General features: G+C 47.4%; 11 protein-coding genes. 7 read left to right on the top strand and 4 right to left on the bottom strand.

What is annotated here, in order from left to right:
* The first annotated feature begins 34 nt into the window (after positions 1 to 34).
* Both Q9R46_RS14285 and ptsP read left to right on the top strand, forming a co-directional pair.
* On the top strand, positions 35 to 1,915 hold the full coding sequence (locus tag Q9R46_RS14285) for a glucose PTS transporter subunit IIA (protein WP_311280476.1): 1,881 nt from the start codon (positions 35 to 37) through the stop codon (positions 1,913 to 1,915).
* Positions 1,912 to 3,672, top strand: a complete 1,761-nt coding sequence (gene ptsP, locus Q9R46_RS14280) for a phosphoenolpyruvate--protein phosphotransferase (RefSeq protein WP_311280475.1) — start codon at positions 1,912 to 1,914, stop codon at positions 3,670 to 3,672. The genes Q9R46_RS14285 and ptsP overlap by 4 nt, the downstream gene beginning before the upstream one ends.
* A gap of 143 nt (positions 3,673 to 3,815) precedes the next feature.
* Here the strand turns inward: ptsP and Q9R46_RS14275 are convergent, their stop codons facing one another.
* Positions 3,816 to 4,349 carry a type 1 glutamine amidotransferase domain-containing protein gene (locus Q9R46_RS14275; RefSeq protein WP_311280474.1) on the bottom strand — a complete coding sequence of 178 codons (534 nt, stop codon included), beginning with the start codon at positions 4,347 to 4,349 and terminating at the stop codon, positions 3,816 to 3,818.
* Between the two features lie 294 nt (positions 4,350 to 4,643).
* Here Q9R46_RS14275 and Q9R46_RS14270 point away from each other — a divergent pair, with 294 nt between their 5' ends.
* The 4 genes from Q9R46_RS14270 to Q9R46_RS14255 all read left to right on the top strand — a co-directional run bounded on the left by Q9R46_RS14270 (position 4,644) and on the right by Q9R46_RS14255 (position 7,479).
* On the top strand, positions 4,644 to 5,057 hold the full coding sequence (locus tag Q9R46_RS14270; RefSeq protein WP_090923673.1) for a hypothetical protein: 414 nt from the start codon (positions 4,644 to 4,646) through the stop codon (positions 5,055 to 5,057).
* 122 nt (positions 5,058 to 5,179) lie between these two features.
* Positions 5,180 to 5,527: a bacillithiol system redox-active protein YtxJ gene (ytxJ, locus tag Q9R46_RS14265; RefSeq protein WP_311280473.1), complete on the top strand. Its 348-nt coding sequence runs from the start codon at positions 5,180 to 5,182 to the stop codon at positions 5,525 to 5,527.
* Between the two features lie 92 nt (positions 5,528 to 5,619).
* On the top strand, positions 5,620 to 6,627 hold the full coding sequence (gene ccpA, locus Q9R46_RS14260; RefSeq protein ID WP_090923671.1) for a catabolite control protein A: 1,008 nt from the start codon (positions 5,620 to 5,622) through the stop codon (positions 6,625 to 6,627).
* A gap of 156 nt (positions 6,628 to 6,783) precedes the next feature.
* Positions 6,784 to 7,479 (top strand): 5'-methylthioadenosine/adenosylhomocysteine nucleosidase, encoded by a 696-nt coding sequence (locus Q9R46_RS14255; RefSeq protein ID WP_311280472.1) that lies wholly within the window; start codon positions 6,784 to 6,786, stop codon positions 7,477 to 7,479.
* A gap of 132 nt (positions 7,480 to 7,611) precedes the next feature.
* Here the strand turns inward: Q9R46_RS14255 and Q9R46_RS14250 are convergent, their stop codons facing one another.
* A complete protein-coding gene (locus tag Q9R46_RS14250) occupies positions 7,612 to 8,244 on the bottom strand; it encodes a GNAT family N-acetyltransferase (RefSeq protein WP_311280471.1) in 633 nt (210 codons plus the stop codon).
* Positions 8,245 to 8,513: 269 nt separating this feature from the next.
* On the opposite strand from Q9R46_RS14250, the gene acsA reads away from it, so the two are divergent.
* Positions 8,514 to 10,238, top strand: coding sequence for an acetate--CoA ligase (gene acsA / locus Q9R46_RS14245; protein ID WP_145413889.1), 1,725 nt, complete (start codon positions 8,514 to 8,516; stop codon positions 10,236 to 10,238).
* Between the two features lie 123 nt (positions 10,239 to 10,361).
* On the opposite strand, the gene Q9R46_RS14240 is transcribed toward acsA, so the two are convergent.
* Both Q9R46_RS14240 and Q9R46_RS14235 read right to left on the bottom strand, forming a co-directional pair.
* Positions 10,362 to 13,466 carry a transglycosylase domain-containing protein gene (locus tag Q9R46_RS14240; protein ID WP_311280470.1) on the bottom strand — a complete coding sequence of 1,035 codons (3,105 nt, stop codon included), beginning with the start codon at positions 13,464 to 13,466 and terminating at the stop codon, positions 10,362 to 10,364.
* Positions 13,467 to 13,713: 247 nt separating this feature from the next.
* Entirely contained in the window at positions 13,714 to 15,819 is a 2,106-nt protein-coding gene (locus Q9R46_RS14235) for a methyl-accepting chemotaxis protein (RefSeq protein ID WP_311280469.1), read from the bottom strand.
* Between the last annotated feature and the right edge of the window lie 85 nt (positions 15,820 to 15,904).

The following is a 15,904-nucleotide window of genomic DNA, read 5'->3' as shown; positions in this document are numbered from 1 at the left end:
AGCTTACCATCTAGGATAGAAAGGAGAGGTCGCCATGAATTGGCTCGGATCCTTGCAGCAGCTCGGAAGAGCGGTTATGCTGCCTACAATGGTCCTGCCCGCTGCTGCCATTTTGCTCAGCGTAGGCAGTCTGCCCTGGAACGCCTGGGGACTGGGAGTTATTGGTGAAGTGTCTACCGTGGCCGGACACGGTATTTTTTATTTTTTGCCGTATTTGTTCGCTGTCGGTGTGGCACTGGGGCTCTCCAACCAGGCCGGTCAAGCTGGACTTGCAGCGCTGGCTGGTATCGTTATCTATGATCAGGTCACCCGTAATTTCGGGGATGGCACGGTGCAGCCAGCATCATTAATTGGAATTATACTCGGTGCATTAGCCGGTGGAATGCATAATCGGTTCAAAAGCATTAAACTGCCGGAAATCTTGCAATTTTTCGGCGGATCAAGGTTTGTTTTGCTTATCGTCGGACTCTGTTCGGCTCTTTTTTCCTGCTTTATGTTATGGATTGCTCCTGTTTTGCAGCATGGTCTGAATTCCATTGCAACATGGGAATACAGCTTAGGCGGCTTCGGATTGTTTATCTATGGTGTGTTATATAGGGTGCTGGTTGCTTTTGGGCTTCATCATCTGCTGAATAACGTATTCTGGTTCCAGTTGGGAACCTATGAAACACCGAGTGGCAATATTGTGCAAGGGGATTTGCCACGTTTCTTTGCTGGCGATCCGTCAGCTGGATTTTTCATGGCTGGACTTTTCCCGATTATGATGTTTGCTATCCCTGCGATTGCTTTTGCCATTATTCAAGAGGCCAGGGAAGATCTAAAACCTAAAATCAGAAAAACGTTTCTGACTTCTGCATTGGTCTGTTTTTTAACAGGGGTGTCCGAGCAGATCGAGTTTGCTTTTCTTTTCGCGGCGCCGTACCTGTTTATCGTACATGCAGTGATGTCCGGGGTGGCCATGTGGCTTAGTTATTGGCTGGATATAAGGCATGGTTTCTCTTACTCGGCTGGTGTTATTGATTACATACTCAATTTCCATCTGTCTGAGAATGCTTGGAAGCTCATTCCGATTGGCATACTATATGGGCTAGTCTATTATTTCCTGTTCCGCTGGGCGATTCGTACGTTCAAAATCCCGACACCAGGGCGAGAAGAAGGGTCTATGCTGGAAGATTGGGTTGGAAATATCCCTTATCAAGCTCCGTTGATTCTCGAAGCATTGGGCGGGAAAAGCAACATCGTGCAGGTGGAGGCATGTATTACACGCCTTCGTCTGACGGTTCACGATGATCGGTTGATTGATACCGGAGCGATGAAGAATCTGGGTTCCGCTGGACTGATCAAGCTCGGCGGAGGTAACGTGCAGGTTGTATTCGGCACCTATTCCGAACTAATTCGGGAAGAGATTGCGAAGCTGCTGGAACGGGATTTGCAACAGGTACTGTTCGCTGCACCTGTGCAGGGGAAAATGCTCCCGATTGAGGAAGTGCCAGATCAGATTTTTGCAGCCAAGCTCGTTGGAGACGGGGTTGCGTTTGTACCGGAGCGAGGAGAACTGGTGTCGCCTGTCTTTGGAACGATCATGCATTTGTATCCAACGATGCATGCCCTAGGCATTTCTACACGCGAAGGCTTGGAGGTTCTGCTTCATATCGGAATCGACACCTCGCAGCTGAAAGGGCATTTTGAAGCGTTTGTGCAAGAAGGGGATACGGTTGAGCCTGGACAACTGCTGATCAAGTTTGATCTGGCCGTATTACGTGAACAAGCTGCGTCACTCACGACTCCGATGGTCATTACGAATCCGGATCGTGTAAAATCATGGAGTTTTGCTCCATTCAAGCAAGTGAAGAAAGGTCAGGCATCCGTCATGTCCGTGGTGCTCTATGACAGGAACGTTGGAGGGGTAGAATGAAGATACAAGGCATCAATGGAGCTGCAGGCATCGCCATCGGCAAAGCATTTGTCCTGCCCAGCTGGGAATGGGATCTACCGGACCAGAAGATGGATTCGGTGGATCTTGCCCAGGAATTCGAACGGCTGTACGAGGGGATACGGACATCGAAGGATGAGATCGAATATATCAAAAATGAATTTAAAGAAGTTGTAGGCCCTGAGGAATCCAGCATCTTTGATGCGCATTTGGCCATTCTGGAAGATCCGGTCTTCATGAATGAAATACGCGGCATTATCGAGCGTCAGTATAAGGCGGCAGAGGTGGCGGTTAAAGAGGCGATAGACCACTTTGTCACCATGTTTGACCTTTTGGAAGATGAGTATATGAAGGAGCGGGCAATCGATATCAAGGATGTCGGTAACCGCCTGCTTAAACATCTTCTGGGTGCACCTGAGATTACGCTGCCTTCAGATACACAACCTTACATTCTCGTTGCTAAAGAGCTGTCACCATCTCAATTGGCGCATTTAAATCCAGGCTATGTTTTGGGTATTGTTACGCTTATTGGAGGTAAGACATCTCACTCGGCCATTATGGCACGTGCACTCGGGATTCCTCTCGTTTCCGGATTGGAAGCGAGTCTTGGCATGCCGGTCGAAACAGGGGACATGCTTGTCGTAGACGGTGATAATGGGCTGGTATTCACAGAGCCAGATCGCAAAACCATTGAACGATACACGATGCTTCGCAACAAGGAGATGCAGAAAAAAGAACAGTTGCAGGTGCTTGCCACCGTAGATGCGGTGACCAAGGATGGAGCGGTATTACAGCTTGCTTCCAATATCAGTTCTGTGAAGGAACTTGATCTGGCATTGAAACATGGTGCCAAGGGTGTAGGGTTGTTCCGAACCGAATTTCTGTATATGGATCGTGCGACCTTCCCGGGGGAGCAGGAACAGTATGAAGTATACCGGCTTGTTGCGGAGAAAACAGCAGGTCAGCCCGTTGTCATACGAACACTCGACATTGGAGGCGACAAAGAGCTTGATTATTTTGAATTACCTGAAGAGGATAATCCGTTTCTAGGGTACCGAGCCATTCGGATCAGTCTGGATCGCAAGGATCTGTTCAAAACGCAACTAACGGCCATTCTACGTGCGAGCGCAGCGGGCAATGTGAAAATTATGTATCCCATGATCTCCTCGGTTGAGGAGTTGCAACAAGCCAACGAAATCCTTCGGGAAGCGATGGTTGATCTGGATGAAAGGGGCTTGACCTACGATTCAAACATTCAGGTAGGCATCATGATTGAGGTCCCTGCTGCCGTGATGATTGCAGATCTTCTTGCGGAAGAAGCAGATTTCTTCAGTATCGGAACAAATGATCTGGTACAGTATGTGCTAGCGGTAGACCGAATGAATGAACAGATTGCTCATATGTATCATCCGTATCATCCGGCTGTGCTGCGTATGCTACGAGCGACCGTAGACGCAGCACATACGGCAGGGATTGACGTGAGTGTGTGTGGTGAGATGGCAGGGGACGAGCGCTCCATTCCGTTATGGCTGGAACTCGGGATTCGTCATCTCAGCATGTCTCCGCAATCCTTGCTACGCGTGAAGCATAGAGTTTTGAATACTACGGCTGCTGATGCGAAGGAGGAGGCACGCAAGTGTTTTACTCTCAGAACGAGCAGTGATATTGAACAGCGTTTGCAGATATTTAATGATGCGAGCGGCAGTCCTGATGACCAGAGCGGGTCTAACGCATCCTAAAGGAAAATGCACATTAGCAGACGAGTAATACCTTTAAATTAATATATTCACTTTTGTACCACTTTTTCCAAAAGATATAAAAAACCGCTGTGCATACGATTGCATAGCGGTTTTTTCTTTGATTTTGTTCCTTTCGCTTGCTTTTATTTGGCAGCTTTTGCAGCAAGCGCATCACAGAATGCTTTTCCATAAGGAGGGAGATCCGGTGGACGACGAGCGGAGATGATATGCCCATCCACGACAACGGCTTCATCTTTCCAGATCGCACCTGCATTCTCCATGTCATCCCGGATACCTGGCGTAGAGGTTACGGTAATTCCATTCAAAATTTTGGCAGAGATGAGTACCCAGCCTGCATGGCAGATTTGCCCGATCGGCTTGCGGTCTGCATGCATCTCTTTTACAAGCTCCAGCACTTTGGGGTAGCGTCGTAATTTATCTGGAGCCCATCCTCCCGGGACCAGAATTCCATCATAATCGGAGCTGCTGAGTTCATCGAAACTGTATTCAGCGGTAGCAGGAACACCATATTTACCGACATATGTTTTTCCTTTTTGCTCTCCAGCCAGATGCACTTCGGCACCTTCTTCGCGCACGCGGTATACCGGATACCATAGCTCCAGGTCTTCAAATTCTTCATCAACCAGCGCGATGACTTTTTGACCTGATAATCTCATATGTTAACACCCCTTCTATATTGAATTTGGCAGATCGTGTCTTATATTGTACCAGATTCGCTGCTTGGCTTCCTAATCTAAGCATGGCTTAAGCACAAGTTCTTATCCGGATAGAACGATTTCAACTCAACCCCAGCCTTTATTCGACAGCCTTCATCTGGTGACAGTGGTAATTTGTGCAACCTTTAGTTTACAGCAGGATTTAGGCGGAAATAGGTCGAATGGTACATACATAGAGAGTAAAGAACGAATGAGGTGATGGTTGTGCGCAAGTCGTGCAGATGTGGACATGTAATGGAATTGGAATTAAGAACGGTCGTATACGCCAAAAAGGTAGAAATTCGTAATGTACCTGTTTTTGCGTGTGCAGACTGTGTATCATACGAGGTGTTGCAGCCGGTGAAACCGGATTTGACAGAATGTATTAGCAAACTGGGTGAACAGCCTGTGAAGCAGGATGTCTCTTTTGGGGAACAGAATGAACTGGCTGACCTACTCCACGAACAGCTTCTGGCCTGGCCGGAGGCAACGGATCAGGAGATGGAATACCGAATGAAAGAGGCGGTAGAGGGACGAATCAATCTATTGCTAGATATTATGAGCTACGCACACAAAGCGGAAGACAAAGCGTGGATTGAGGATACGGAGCGCAGACTGGCACAGTTGTCGGGTTTTGTATGGCAGGCGCATTTCTCAAATGCCGTCTAGTTTTGACGTGTGCAATGCTTGTTTTCATGAAAATTGGATTTTTTGCTCACTTTTTGTTAAGATATCGAAGAGTGAAAACGCTCCACATGGCGTTATTGCTGATTAAGGGGGATGTATAACGAATGGCTGACATGACTAAAATGACAAGTATTGAACAGCTAAACTCCGCTGTGCAGGCGACGGAGGATCAACCCTTGCTTCTGTTCAAGCATAGTACCCGCTGTCCGATCAGCGCACATGCTTATCAGGAGATGAATGATTATCTGCATAACTCTCCGAATGAAAGCGTCAAATACGGCATCATCTATGTGGTGGAGGATCGCCCGGTATCTAACGAAGCAACCGAGAGACTGGGTGTTAAGCACGAATCTCCCCAAGTTATTCTGGTCAAAAAGGGAAATCCGGTATGGCATACTTCCCATTCAGAGATTACCAGTAAGATGCTTGCTAACACTTTAAGTGAGTCCTAGAGCCTATTTTAATTGATTAATGCAATAATTTGTCGTAATATAAATCTTAATGAAAATGGAATGAAAATTTACTGGTAATGGAGCGAAGTACTGTGACGGTAACCATTTATGATGTGGCACGTGAAGCTGGAGTGTCCATGGCAACGGTATCACGGGTAGTCAACAATAACCCTAATGTCAAACCGCAAACGCGGAAAAAAGTATACGAAGCAATTGAAAGACTCGGATATCGTCCGAATGCGGTAGCCCGTGGTCTGGCGAGCAAAAAGACAACGACAGTTGGAGTCGTTATTCCGGACATTTCGAACTCCACCTTTGCGGAGATTGCCCGCGGAATCGAAGATATTGCGAATATGTACCACTACAATATCATTCTGTGTAATGCGGACAAAAAGAAAGAAAAAGAAATTCGTGTTATCAACACCCTGCTGGAGAAACAAGTGGATGGACTGCTCTTCATGGGTGGTACGGTAACGGATGAACACATTCAAGCGTTCCAGTCTGCAGCAGTTCCAATCGTATTGTGCGCAACAAGTGATGAGAAGGGCACATTCCCTTCTGTTGATATTGATCATGAAGCAGCTGCGTTTGATGCTGTCAACACACTCATTCGTCACGGTCACAAAGAGATCGCGATGATCAGTGGAACGTTGCAGGATCCGGCTAACGGTTTTGCACGTTTCCAAGGGTATAAGAAGGCACTGGAAGCAGCAGGTATTGAGTATCAAGAGGATCTGGTACGCATCGGTAACTATCGATATGAATCCGGTGTGGAAGCGATGAAATACTTCCTCGGGCTTAAGAAAAAACCGACTGCGATCTTTGCTGCAACAGATGAAATGGCGATTGGTGCAATTCACAGCATTCAGGACGATGGCTTGAAAGTACCGGATGACTTCTCCATCATTAGCGTGGATAACATTCGTATGGCTTCCATGGTGCGTCCGCAGTTAACAACTGTTGCTCAACCGATGTATGATCTGGGCGCGGTAGCGATGCGTTTGCTGACCAAACTGATGAAGAAAGAAAATGTGGAAAATCCAAGAGTGATTTTGCCGCATGAAACCATTCTTCGTTTGTCGGTAAGTCACGCGGGTTAATTGATTATTTTAAGAAGTAAGCGAAAGGGAGATTCAATTCTCTCTACATAGATTTCGATTGTACAGGAGCTCCGGAAACGGAGCTTTTGTGCTTAAAACGGCTCGGGTAATGACATGATCTCACATACAGAACGGGGAAACAGGGAGGATACAACAATGCGTGAAACGATAGGAATTATGGGTGCTATGGATGAGGAAGTTGAGCTTCTGCTTCAGGGCATGAAACAGCTTGAAACGGTGAAGCAGACAGGCATCACGTATGTCGCCGGTGAGTGGCTTGGCAAGCAGATTGTCGTATGCAAGTCAGGCGTAGGGAAAGTAAATGCGGCGGTAACTACGCAGATTCTGATTGATCGTTTTCAGGTGAATCGGGTGATTTTTACAGGTGTGGCAGGAGCGGTTCATCCCGAATTGAACATAGGCGACATGGTTATCTCTTCCGTATGTGTACAGCACGACATGGACGTAACACCACTGGGATTCGAACGTGGAGTGATACCGTACCAGGAGACATCGGCATTCCCGGCGGAGCCTGCGTTAATTTCGCTCGCTGAAGAAGCGTGCAAGGCGCAGGGCGCTCAATATCGGATTGGCAAGGTGTTGTCGGGTGATCAGTTTATTGCCAGCAAGGAGACTGTAAACATGCTTTACACAGAGATGGACGGAGCTTGTGCGGAGATGGAAGGGGCAGCGGTTGCTCAAGTGTGTCACATGAACCGTGTACCCTTCGTTGTGCTACGCAGCATGTCGGACAAGGCAGACGGTTCTGCACATGTGAATTTTGCCGAGTTTACGGTACAGTCTTCCCAGCGTTCCCATCGTATCGTTGAGCACATGCTTGAACATATGTGATTCTACAACACGTGATTTACCCGCAATGAGACACGAATAAACCGCCTCGCAGATGCATTTTCCGTTTACGATGGAGAATGATCTGCAAGGCGGTTCTTTTATGTATTCCATTCGCGATTCGCACTTGTTCCTTTAATACATAAACCGATGACGGAAGCGGACACGGTCAAACTGTTCCTCCGAGGTCATGGGTACTTGATTGCCGATCCGAACCATAAGGCAATTCGCAGGATGGGAGCAGATTTCAGGATCATCTGTCGCGTACCAGGTCATATCAATGTTTTGCATAAGCCGCTCCATCATTTTGCGATAATCCCATACCGATAGTCCGCTACCCTTCAAGTCCCAGTGCCAGTAATACTCTGTCGTGAAAATAATATAGTTCTCCATATACGTATCTTGCATCGCAGTAAGGAGCATTTCACGGCCTACACCAAGAGAGCGATACTCGTCTGCGACTTCGATGGCTCCAAGCTCGATCAGGTCTGTCATGTTGCCCTCGGACCAGCGTTCACACTCATCTGCGTAGTGAAAAGTAACGTATCCGATGATGATATTATTTTCATGGGCAATTATAATGCGCCCTTCGGGTAAGGCAGCAATCTCGGCAATGGCTTCTTGTTGCTCTGTTGGGCGCCGAAAGGCATCCAGATCGGAGTGAAACGTCAATTCCATAATCTGTTCTGCGGGCACGGGCCCCTCAACCGTAATTCGGTGGTCGGACTTGAAAATGGAACGTATATGATGCTTCTTGATATGCTCCATGGTTCATACCCCTCTCTCCCCCTACTTATAGCAAAAAACCAAAAAAATGAAAAGCCGTAGACGATGTTTGATCCAATTTGCTATAATTGCGTTGACAAAAAATGTTCACAATTCAACACCGTTTGAGTGCAACGGTTGGGTCAGGCAAGTACATGGCGAGAAGTTCTCTCTACTAATGTAAGCGCTAACTGGAAGTTCAGTCAACACAAAGGCAATACGAATGAACCCTGAAGGGAATCGAAATGTCGAGTTGAAGGAGGCTGGCAAGCATGAGTCAAGCACATAATGAGATGCTGCAAACGGTGGTGTCTGAATCGAATCTGGGCGATTATACGGAAGCAAGAAGCCGGTTCGATTGGGAAACGGTAGAAAGGCACTTTACGTGGCACGCCAGCGGCAAAGTGAATATGGCACATGAGGCGATTGATCGCCATGTCCTGGAGGGCAGAGGTGGGAAGACGGCTTTGCTCTACAGCGATGCTTCCCGTGAGGAAGCTTACACCTTCGCAGATCTGAGCGAGCAGTCGAGTCGTTTTGGTAATGTGCTGCATAAATATGGCGTAGCTAAAGGAGATCGTGTTTTTATTTTTATGCCACGAAGTCCTGAGCTGTATTTCAGTTTGCTGGGAATTTTGAAAGTGGGCGCTGTAGCGGGTCCTTTATTCGAGGCCTTTATGGAAACGGCAGTGAAGGATCGGCTGGAGGACAGTGGTGCTGTTGCGCTTGTGACCACGCCTGAGCTTCTTGGACGGATCAAACGGTCCGAATTACCAGAGCTGAAACATATTTTTGTTGTCGGCGGTGGCCCACAGTCTGAGGATGGACTGATTGATTTTGATGCAGAGATGTCTGCGGCTTCGGATGATATGGAAGTAGAATGGCTGACGCGTGAGGATGGACTGTTGATTCATTACACCTCGGGTTCAACAGGGAAACCGAAGGGTGTGTACCATGTTCAGAATGCGATGATTCAGCATTATTATACAGGTAAAGTTGTACTTGACCTGCGAGAAGATGACATATATTGGTGCACTGCCGATCCAGGTTGGGTAACAGGCACGTCGTATGGTATTTTCGCCCCTTGGCTTAACGGGGTAACGAATGTAATTCGTGGGGGACGTTTTAGCCCGCAGGACTGGTACAGCACAATTGAAAAAAACAAGGTAAGTGTATGGTACAGTGCCCCTACGGCGTTCCGTATGCTCATGGGTGCAGGGGATGAGACGATTGCCCAGCATGATTTGAGTAGCTTGCGTCATGTCATGTCGGTAGGGGAACCTCTGAATCCGGAGGTCGTACGTTGGGGCTGGAAAGCGTACGGTCAACGAATACATGATACATGGTGGATGACCGAGACGGGAGCGCAGTTAATCTGTAACTACCCGGGTATGCCGATTAAACCGGGTTCCATGGGACGACCTTTACCGGGTGTTGAAGCAGCTATTATCGATGATCGTGGACAAGAGCTCCCGCCATACAGTATGGGGAATCTGGCGATCCGCACACCTTGGCCGTCGATGATGGCAAAAATCTGGAATAATCCAGCGAAATATGAGGAGTACTTTAGACTGACAGGCTGGTATGTATCCGGGGATTCGGCGTATATGGACGAAGACGGATACTTCTGGTTCCAAGGACGCATCGACGATGTGATCAACTCTTCTGGTGAGCGCATTGGACCGTTTGAAGTGGAAAGTAAACTGGTAGAGCACCCAGCGGTTGCTGAGGCTGGCGTGATCGGTAAACCGGATGTTACACGCGGCGAGATCATCAAAGCGTTTGTCGCGCTTCGTGAAGGGTATGAGGCGACGCCGGAGCTGAAGGAAGAAATCTATCGGTTTGTAAAAGAGGGCCTGTCCGCTCACGCAGCACCTCGTGAGATCGAATTCAAAGAAAGGCTGCCGAAGACTCGTTCAGGCAAGATTATGCGCCGAGTGTTGAAGGCATGGGAACTTGATCTGCCAACAGGTGACTTATCCACCATTGAGGATTGAGTATTATGTTGAGTTAAAAAGGACATGAACATAAACAAAGCCGCATGCCAGTGTATTCACACTGGACATGCGGCTTTTTCATTCGTTTACGATATTGGTTTGTCAACGGGTTCGTCACCCGTATTAAGGCTGATAGTGTATCGCTTCCGAGGATGCGGACTCTCCGACACTGTTGCTGGCAGATACCTTGAACCAGCCTCCCGTTGATGACGGTACACCATAAACCATACTGGTACCCGAAGTGGTGCCAATCTTGGTGAAGGGTTCCGAACCAGTCTCGCTATAGAAAACAGCGTAGCTCTGTACGGCGTCCGCTTCCGAGTTCGGCGCCCACTGAATACGAAGCCCTTGTGAGAGCGCAGAGATACTCACTTGGCCTGGTGTGCTTGGAGCTACCGTTGGTGCATTGTTGTTACTGACGGTTTCTCCAGGGGTCACCACCGTACCAGGTACCTCAATAGGCTGGTTCACTTCCGGATCAGGCGTAGCAGCGCCTGCACTGCTCACCGTCGCACTTGGCGCAGATTCCTTGCCAGCAACGTCTACGGCTGTAACATAGAATGCAAAGTTGCCGCTAGCTGTTGCGTAAGCCGAGAACGATCTGGACTCACCTGTCAGCACAACTTGGCCTTGATTCTGGAATCCGGCACCACCGACTGAACGATAAAGGCGATACCCAACAACATCACTTTCAGGTGTAGCATTGAATGTGATGGATGCCCGTTCTCCCGAGATGGAGATGCGAACATTGCCAGGTGCATCCGGTGCTTTGCCGTTATCTGTGCGTGGATCAACCTCGGTTGGCAGATCAGCACCTGCATCTTCAGGCAGATAGTATGCAAGCGACTCGTGACGACTCATCCGTTTAAAAGCATTTTGCAATTCTTTAATGAGATCGGAGATTGGTTTCTTACGCTTGACAACTGTTTTTTCCTTCAACATATCCGCAGGTGTCTCATCACGCGGAATGTAATTTACGCCGTTGTAGGTAATATACTTCGCTTTAGCGACAGCATCATCACGTTCCTTCGGAATAAATTTGCTATTGAAAATGTCAGTAACAAATTTATCAGTCAGGGAAGTGGGGAGCTTGCCACTATATGCTGAGACTGTTCTGGTTTCAATACCAGAAGGTTTTTTGAATGAATTAGTAACAAACAGATCCTTCTGTGTTTCGATCACTTCATTCATAATTTTGGCCCAAAGCTGCTGAGCGCGTTTGCGTTGTGATTTGTTTTCAAGTGTATTGATCGGTTGTTTATAACCAACCCACACACCGAGAGTAACATCCGGTGTATATCCTTCAAACCAGACATCGGCGTAGTTTTGGGTTGAACCTGTTTTACCAACAATCGGTATACTTGATCTATACTTGTAGTTTTCTCGTACTTTATCTGCAGTACCTTCCGTTATAACGGTACGCAACATATCCGTCATAAGATAGGCGGTCTGCTGCGAGAATGCCTGTACAGGCTCGCTGTCGTGTTTGTATACAATGTTGCCTTTGGAATCCACAATTTTGCTGATCATATAAGAATCGTTGTAGACCCCTTTGTTAGCAATTGCGCCATAAGCGCTTGTGAGTTCCTCCACCGTTACACCATATTGAAGTCCGCCGAGAACACCGGTCTGGGCCTGATAATCCTGCTTCTGGATCGTCGTAATGCCAAGCTTTTTCGCAAAAGTCCAGGCTTTGTCGATGCCAACTTCCTCATTGAAAAGCTTCAGAGCGGGTATGTTCAATGAGTAATTCAGTGCTCTACGAGCGGTTACCAAGCCTTGGTAACGGTTGTTCGCATTCTTGGCGATATGGTATCCGCTAGGGCCGTCTTTCAGGATAATTGGCGCATCGTCGATGACGGAGGCCGGTTGAATAAGACCTTCCTCCAGAGCTGGCAGATAAGCCGCAATAGGTTTCATCGTAGAACCGGGCTGACGAATCATTTGAGTCGCATAGTTCATCTGTTCATCCTGGAAGCTTCGGCCTTCAATCATGCCGAGGATTGCTCCTGTTTTATGATTGATCAGCATCGCTGCAGTCTGCTCTTTTCCCTTAACGGGATCATCTGCCGAGAAGTTGCTGTTATCTTCGGCAATCGTACGCATCGTTTTATAGATGTTCTTGTTAATTGTTGTATAGATGCGATATCCGCCTGTGCGAAGCTGTGACTGAGCCTCTTCCAGCAGGGCACTGTTTTCCTTTTTCGATGCCTCAGCGTCTGTACTTTTGCCTGTCGCCTTAGTTTTGTCGGCATTCAGCTGCTGCATGATAATCTGTGCTGCTTGACGTTCCGTTTCCATCATAAGGTATGGATAAGTGTTATAGGCTTTAACGGTTTTCGGAGCAAGCGAGCTTTTGATATCAAAGGCAAGTGCATTGTTGTATTCCGATTGCGTGATTTTGCCAAGTTCCAGCATGCGGCGCAGAACCAGTTTTTGACGATTGATGGCGCGATCAAATTTATCCTCTACAAAATCGCCTTTACCGTTAAAGGCGGAGTAGGAAGAGGGAGACTGAGGTAATCCAACCAAATAAGCGGCCTGAGCTATATTTATTTTTTCGAGATCATTGATATTAAACAATCCCTTGGCGGCTGCTTTGATTCCATAAACGTTGTATCCGCTGGAACCATTGCCGAAAGGCACCTTGTTCAGGTAGGCGGTCATAATCTCATCTTTGGTCAGAAAACGTTCCAGTCGAAGGGAAAGCAAAATTTCCTTTACTTTACGATCTTCCGTGCGGTCCAAATTCAGAAATACACGTCTAGCTAATTGCTGCGTAAGCGTACTGCCGCCCGTTTGTACTGATTCTTTCAGCACTTTTTGTTTCACGGCACGCAGTGTTCCGCTCATGTCTACACCTTTATGTTCGTAAAAATGATTGTCTTCAATCGAGATCACGGCATCAATAACCTTTTTGGGAATCTGGTCAAAGGTGACCGGACGTCTGTCTTCTTCCGTGCGAAGTTGACCAATCGGACTGCCGTCAGAAAAGTAAGCAAAGCCTGTGATGGAGTTTTCGCTGACTTTTTGTTCAATCAGGGCCCTTGACCGGACGGGTTCGTCTTTGACGATCGAACTGACGTAACCCATTAAAGCACCGCCAACGAATAGTACGCCCATAAATCCAAGGACAACCATCCACATAACGAAGCTACCTAGTCTGCGTGCAAAGCTACGTTTGCGTACAGGCGGATCTTCAGGCTTTTTCTTAGTAACATCAACCATTCAGTGTCTTCCTCCTTTTAACAGCACTAATTATAGCATAAAAAGACCCGTTTGCATGCCTGAGAAATACAAGTAATGGTCGAAATTTGCCAATCTGGAATGGATTATGATATATAGCATGTGATATCGGACGACATTTCATGAGTTGCAAAAGTAAGGGAAAAGGCTGGAACTGCATCTAAGCAGGCCAGCCTTAAGGTTTATATAAAAAAGATTGTTTGAAAAAAAATATAGCATCTTATACTCATTAAGTTCTGAAACGCTGGATGAGTTCCAACAGTTCCTGTGTGAGGTGTGCCAAAGAAGCGGAGGCGGCAGTGATTTCCTCCATGGATGCAAGTTGTTTCTCCGAAGCTGATGCAACCTGGCTTGCGTGCGCTGCTGTTTCAAGGCCAATCGTCTTAAGTTGCTCAAGTGATGAATCGACCTGTTGCGACTCACCTGACATCTGTTTGGCAATAGTGGAGACTTGTGCAATTTGTTGATTCACGTCGGCGATCTGTGATGAGATGGATGAGAATAGCTCACCGCTCTCGTTCATCACATCGGCAATGTGAGTCACCTCAGCGCTTCCTTTTTCCATATTTTCAACGATAGCATGAACCTCTTGTTGAACCGATTGGATCAACGTGGCAATGTCGGCAGCCGATTGTCTGGATTGCTCAGCCAAATTGCGAATCTCGGTAGCTACAACGCCAAAGCCACGTCCGTGTTCCCCTGCTCGCGAAGCCTCAATAGAAGCGTTGAGGGCGAGAAGATTGGTTTGGCGGCTTACTTCGGTAATCATACCCGTTATATGACCAATCTCTTCCGAGCGCTGTTTAAATTGTTCCAGTGCAGCCATGGAGAATTGGACAGATGTGTTTGCACTCTCCACCATATGGATAGCTTCCTGCATCTTGCCTGTTCCGTATGAAGTTCGTTCCGTCACTGATTTGGATGTACTACTTACTTCGGCAGCAGCTTCAGCTATTCTTCCGATGCCCGTGGATATTTCGTTCATCGAACGGGAGGAATGAAGTAACTCCTGAACTTGCTTCTCCGCCTTGTTTGCCACTTCCATTCCGGTAAGTGCCATCTGTTCGGCGGCTTTGCTCGTATCCTCTGCACCGGCGGTTAATTGTTGCGAAGTCGAGCCTACCGATAAGGCATGTTCAGATATAACAGAAATCGTATGGCGCAATGTATTCATCATGTCATTCATGTGAGTGGCCATGACTCCGAATTCATCCTTCGATTTTACAGGTAATGTCTGAGTTAGATCGCCTTCGGCGAGCTGGCCGGCTACAACATTTACTCTGTTCAGCTGCTTTACAATGGAAATAATCGTGAACGTGACTACTCCTGCGAGCAACAGCACCGCTAATATAGCAATGAGTACAGACCATTTTAAGCTATCGTAAAAAGGCTGGAGTATCACGCTTTTGGGTAATGCAGATACTAGATGCCAGCTAGAATCGGAGCCTTGAAGCTTGGCGGGTTCGGCAATAAATAATTCTGGTTTGCCATCGTCAACCGTAGTGTAGAACCTGGTATCATTCGACTGGATGCGATGAATAAGTGTTTGGGTATTGGCAGAGAACTCTGCATTCTCTTTGGTCAGTTCTGGTCTTGAACCGTGCGCAGCGATGTGTCCTTCACTTGTGATCAGCATGGCATAGCCTTGATCGGGATTCAGTGATGCAATATTTTGCTGGAAACCTTCAATCGTAAAATCGGCGCCAACGATGCCAAGGAAGGCGTTGTTTTCGTCAAGCAAGGGCAGAACGATGGACACGAGCAAGGTCTCTTTACCGGCGACCTTGTACGTAGTGGGCTCGGACCAATAAATGGTCTTGGTCGCCTTCGGCTGTTGATAGTATTTACTGGTTTCACTGTTTCCCTCATAAGTAGTCAGCGGTTCAAAATGCAAGGAGCTTCCATCCCGGATAACGTAAGGGATAAAACGGCCTGTTTCATCATCATACTTATCCTTACTCACATGTTCGGCATCCTTGCCGTCAAAGGCATTGGGCTCCCATCCGGTATAAAAACCAAAAACCTTTTCGTCCTTCTTCAAGTATTCTTCCAGAAGCCTTACGATATCCTGACGGGTCAACGTCCCATTTTTTGAAGCGTCCAGCAGGGTGGTACTCAAACTGTCGAGCGTATTTTTTACCTGGTTGATGTCAGTCATGAATTCGCTTGTCGCTGCACTAGCTGAGCGTTCCGCTACAGCTTCACCATATTGTAGACTTTTGTCATATACGGCTTTGGTGTTAAAGGCAATTAATGCGCCGATCGAACAGAGGAGCACTAATCCGAGCAGTAATCCTAGCTTTACTGCAAGCTTGGTATTTCGAAAAAATGACATGTGAAGCCCCCCTTAAGTTGTCTTTCTACTTATGCGTGATTCTTTGTGCCGATGGATCTTCTCCAAAAAAGGAAGATAAACATAT

The sequence above is a fragment of the Paenibacillus sp. RRE4 genome (assembly GCF_031844205.1).
GTDB lineage: Bacteria > Bacillota > Bacilli > Paenibacillales > Paenibacillaceae > Paenibacillus > Paenibacillus xylanexedens_B.
The sequence above is the reverse complement of the archived record's forward strand: the minus strand, read 5'-3'. Positions and strand labels throughout refer to the sequence as shown.

Coding starts and splice junctions, on each gene's coding strand:
- Q9R46_RS14285 (WP_311280476.1), top strand. CDS start 35: ATGAATTGGCTCGGATCCTTGCAGCAGCTCGGAAGAGCGGTTATGCTG.
- ptsP (WP_311280475.1), top strand. CDS start 1,912: ATGAAGATACAAGGCATCAATGGAGCTGCAGGCATCGCCATCGGCAAA.
- Q9R46_RS14275 (WP_311280474.1), bottom strand. CDS start 4,349: ATGAGATTATCAGGTCAAAAAGTCATCGCGCTGGTTGATGAAGAATTT.
- Q9R46_RS14270 (WP_090923673.1), top strand. CDS start 4,644: ATGGAATTGGAATTAAGAACGGTCGTATACGCCAAAAAGGTAGAAATT.
- ytxJ (WP_311280473.1), top strand. CDS start 5,180: ATGGCTGACATGACTAAAATGACAAGTATTGAACAGCTAAACTCCGCT.
- Q9R46_RS14255 (WP_311280472.1), top strand. CDS start 6,784: ATGCGTGAAACGATAGGAATTATGGGTGCTATGGATGAGGAAGTTGAG.
- Q9R46_RS14250 (WP_311280471.1), bottom strand. CDS start 8,244: ATGGAGCATATCAAGAAGCATCATATACGTTCCATTTTCAAGTCCGAC.
- acsA (WP_145413889.1), top strand. CDS start 8,514: ATGAGTCAAGCACATAATGAGATGCTGCAAACGGTGGTGTCTGAATCG.
- Q9R46_RS14240 (WP_311280470.1), bottom strand. CDS start 13,466: ATGGTTGATGTTACTAAGAAAAAGCCTGAAGATCCGCCTGTACGCAAA.
- Q9R46_RS14235 (WP_311280469.1), bottom strand. CDS start 15,819: ATGTCATTTTTTCGAAATACCAAGCTTGCAGTAAAGCTAGGATTACTG.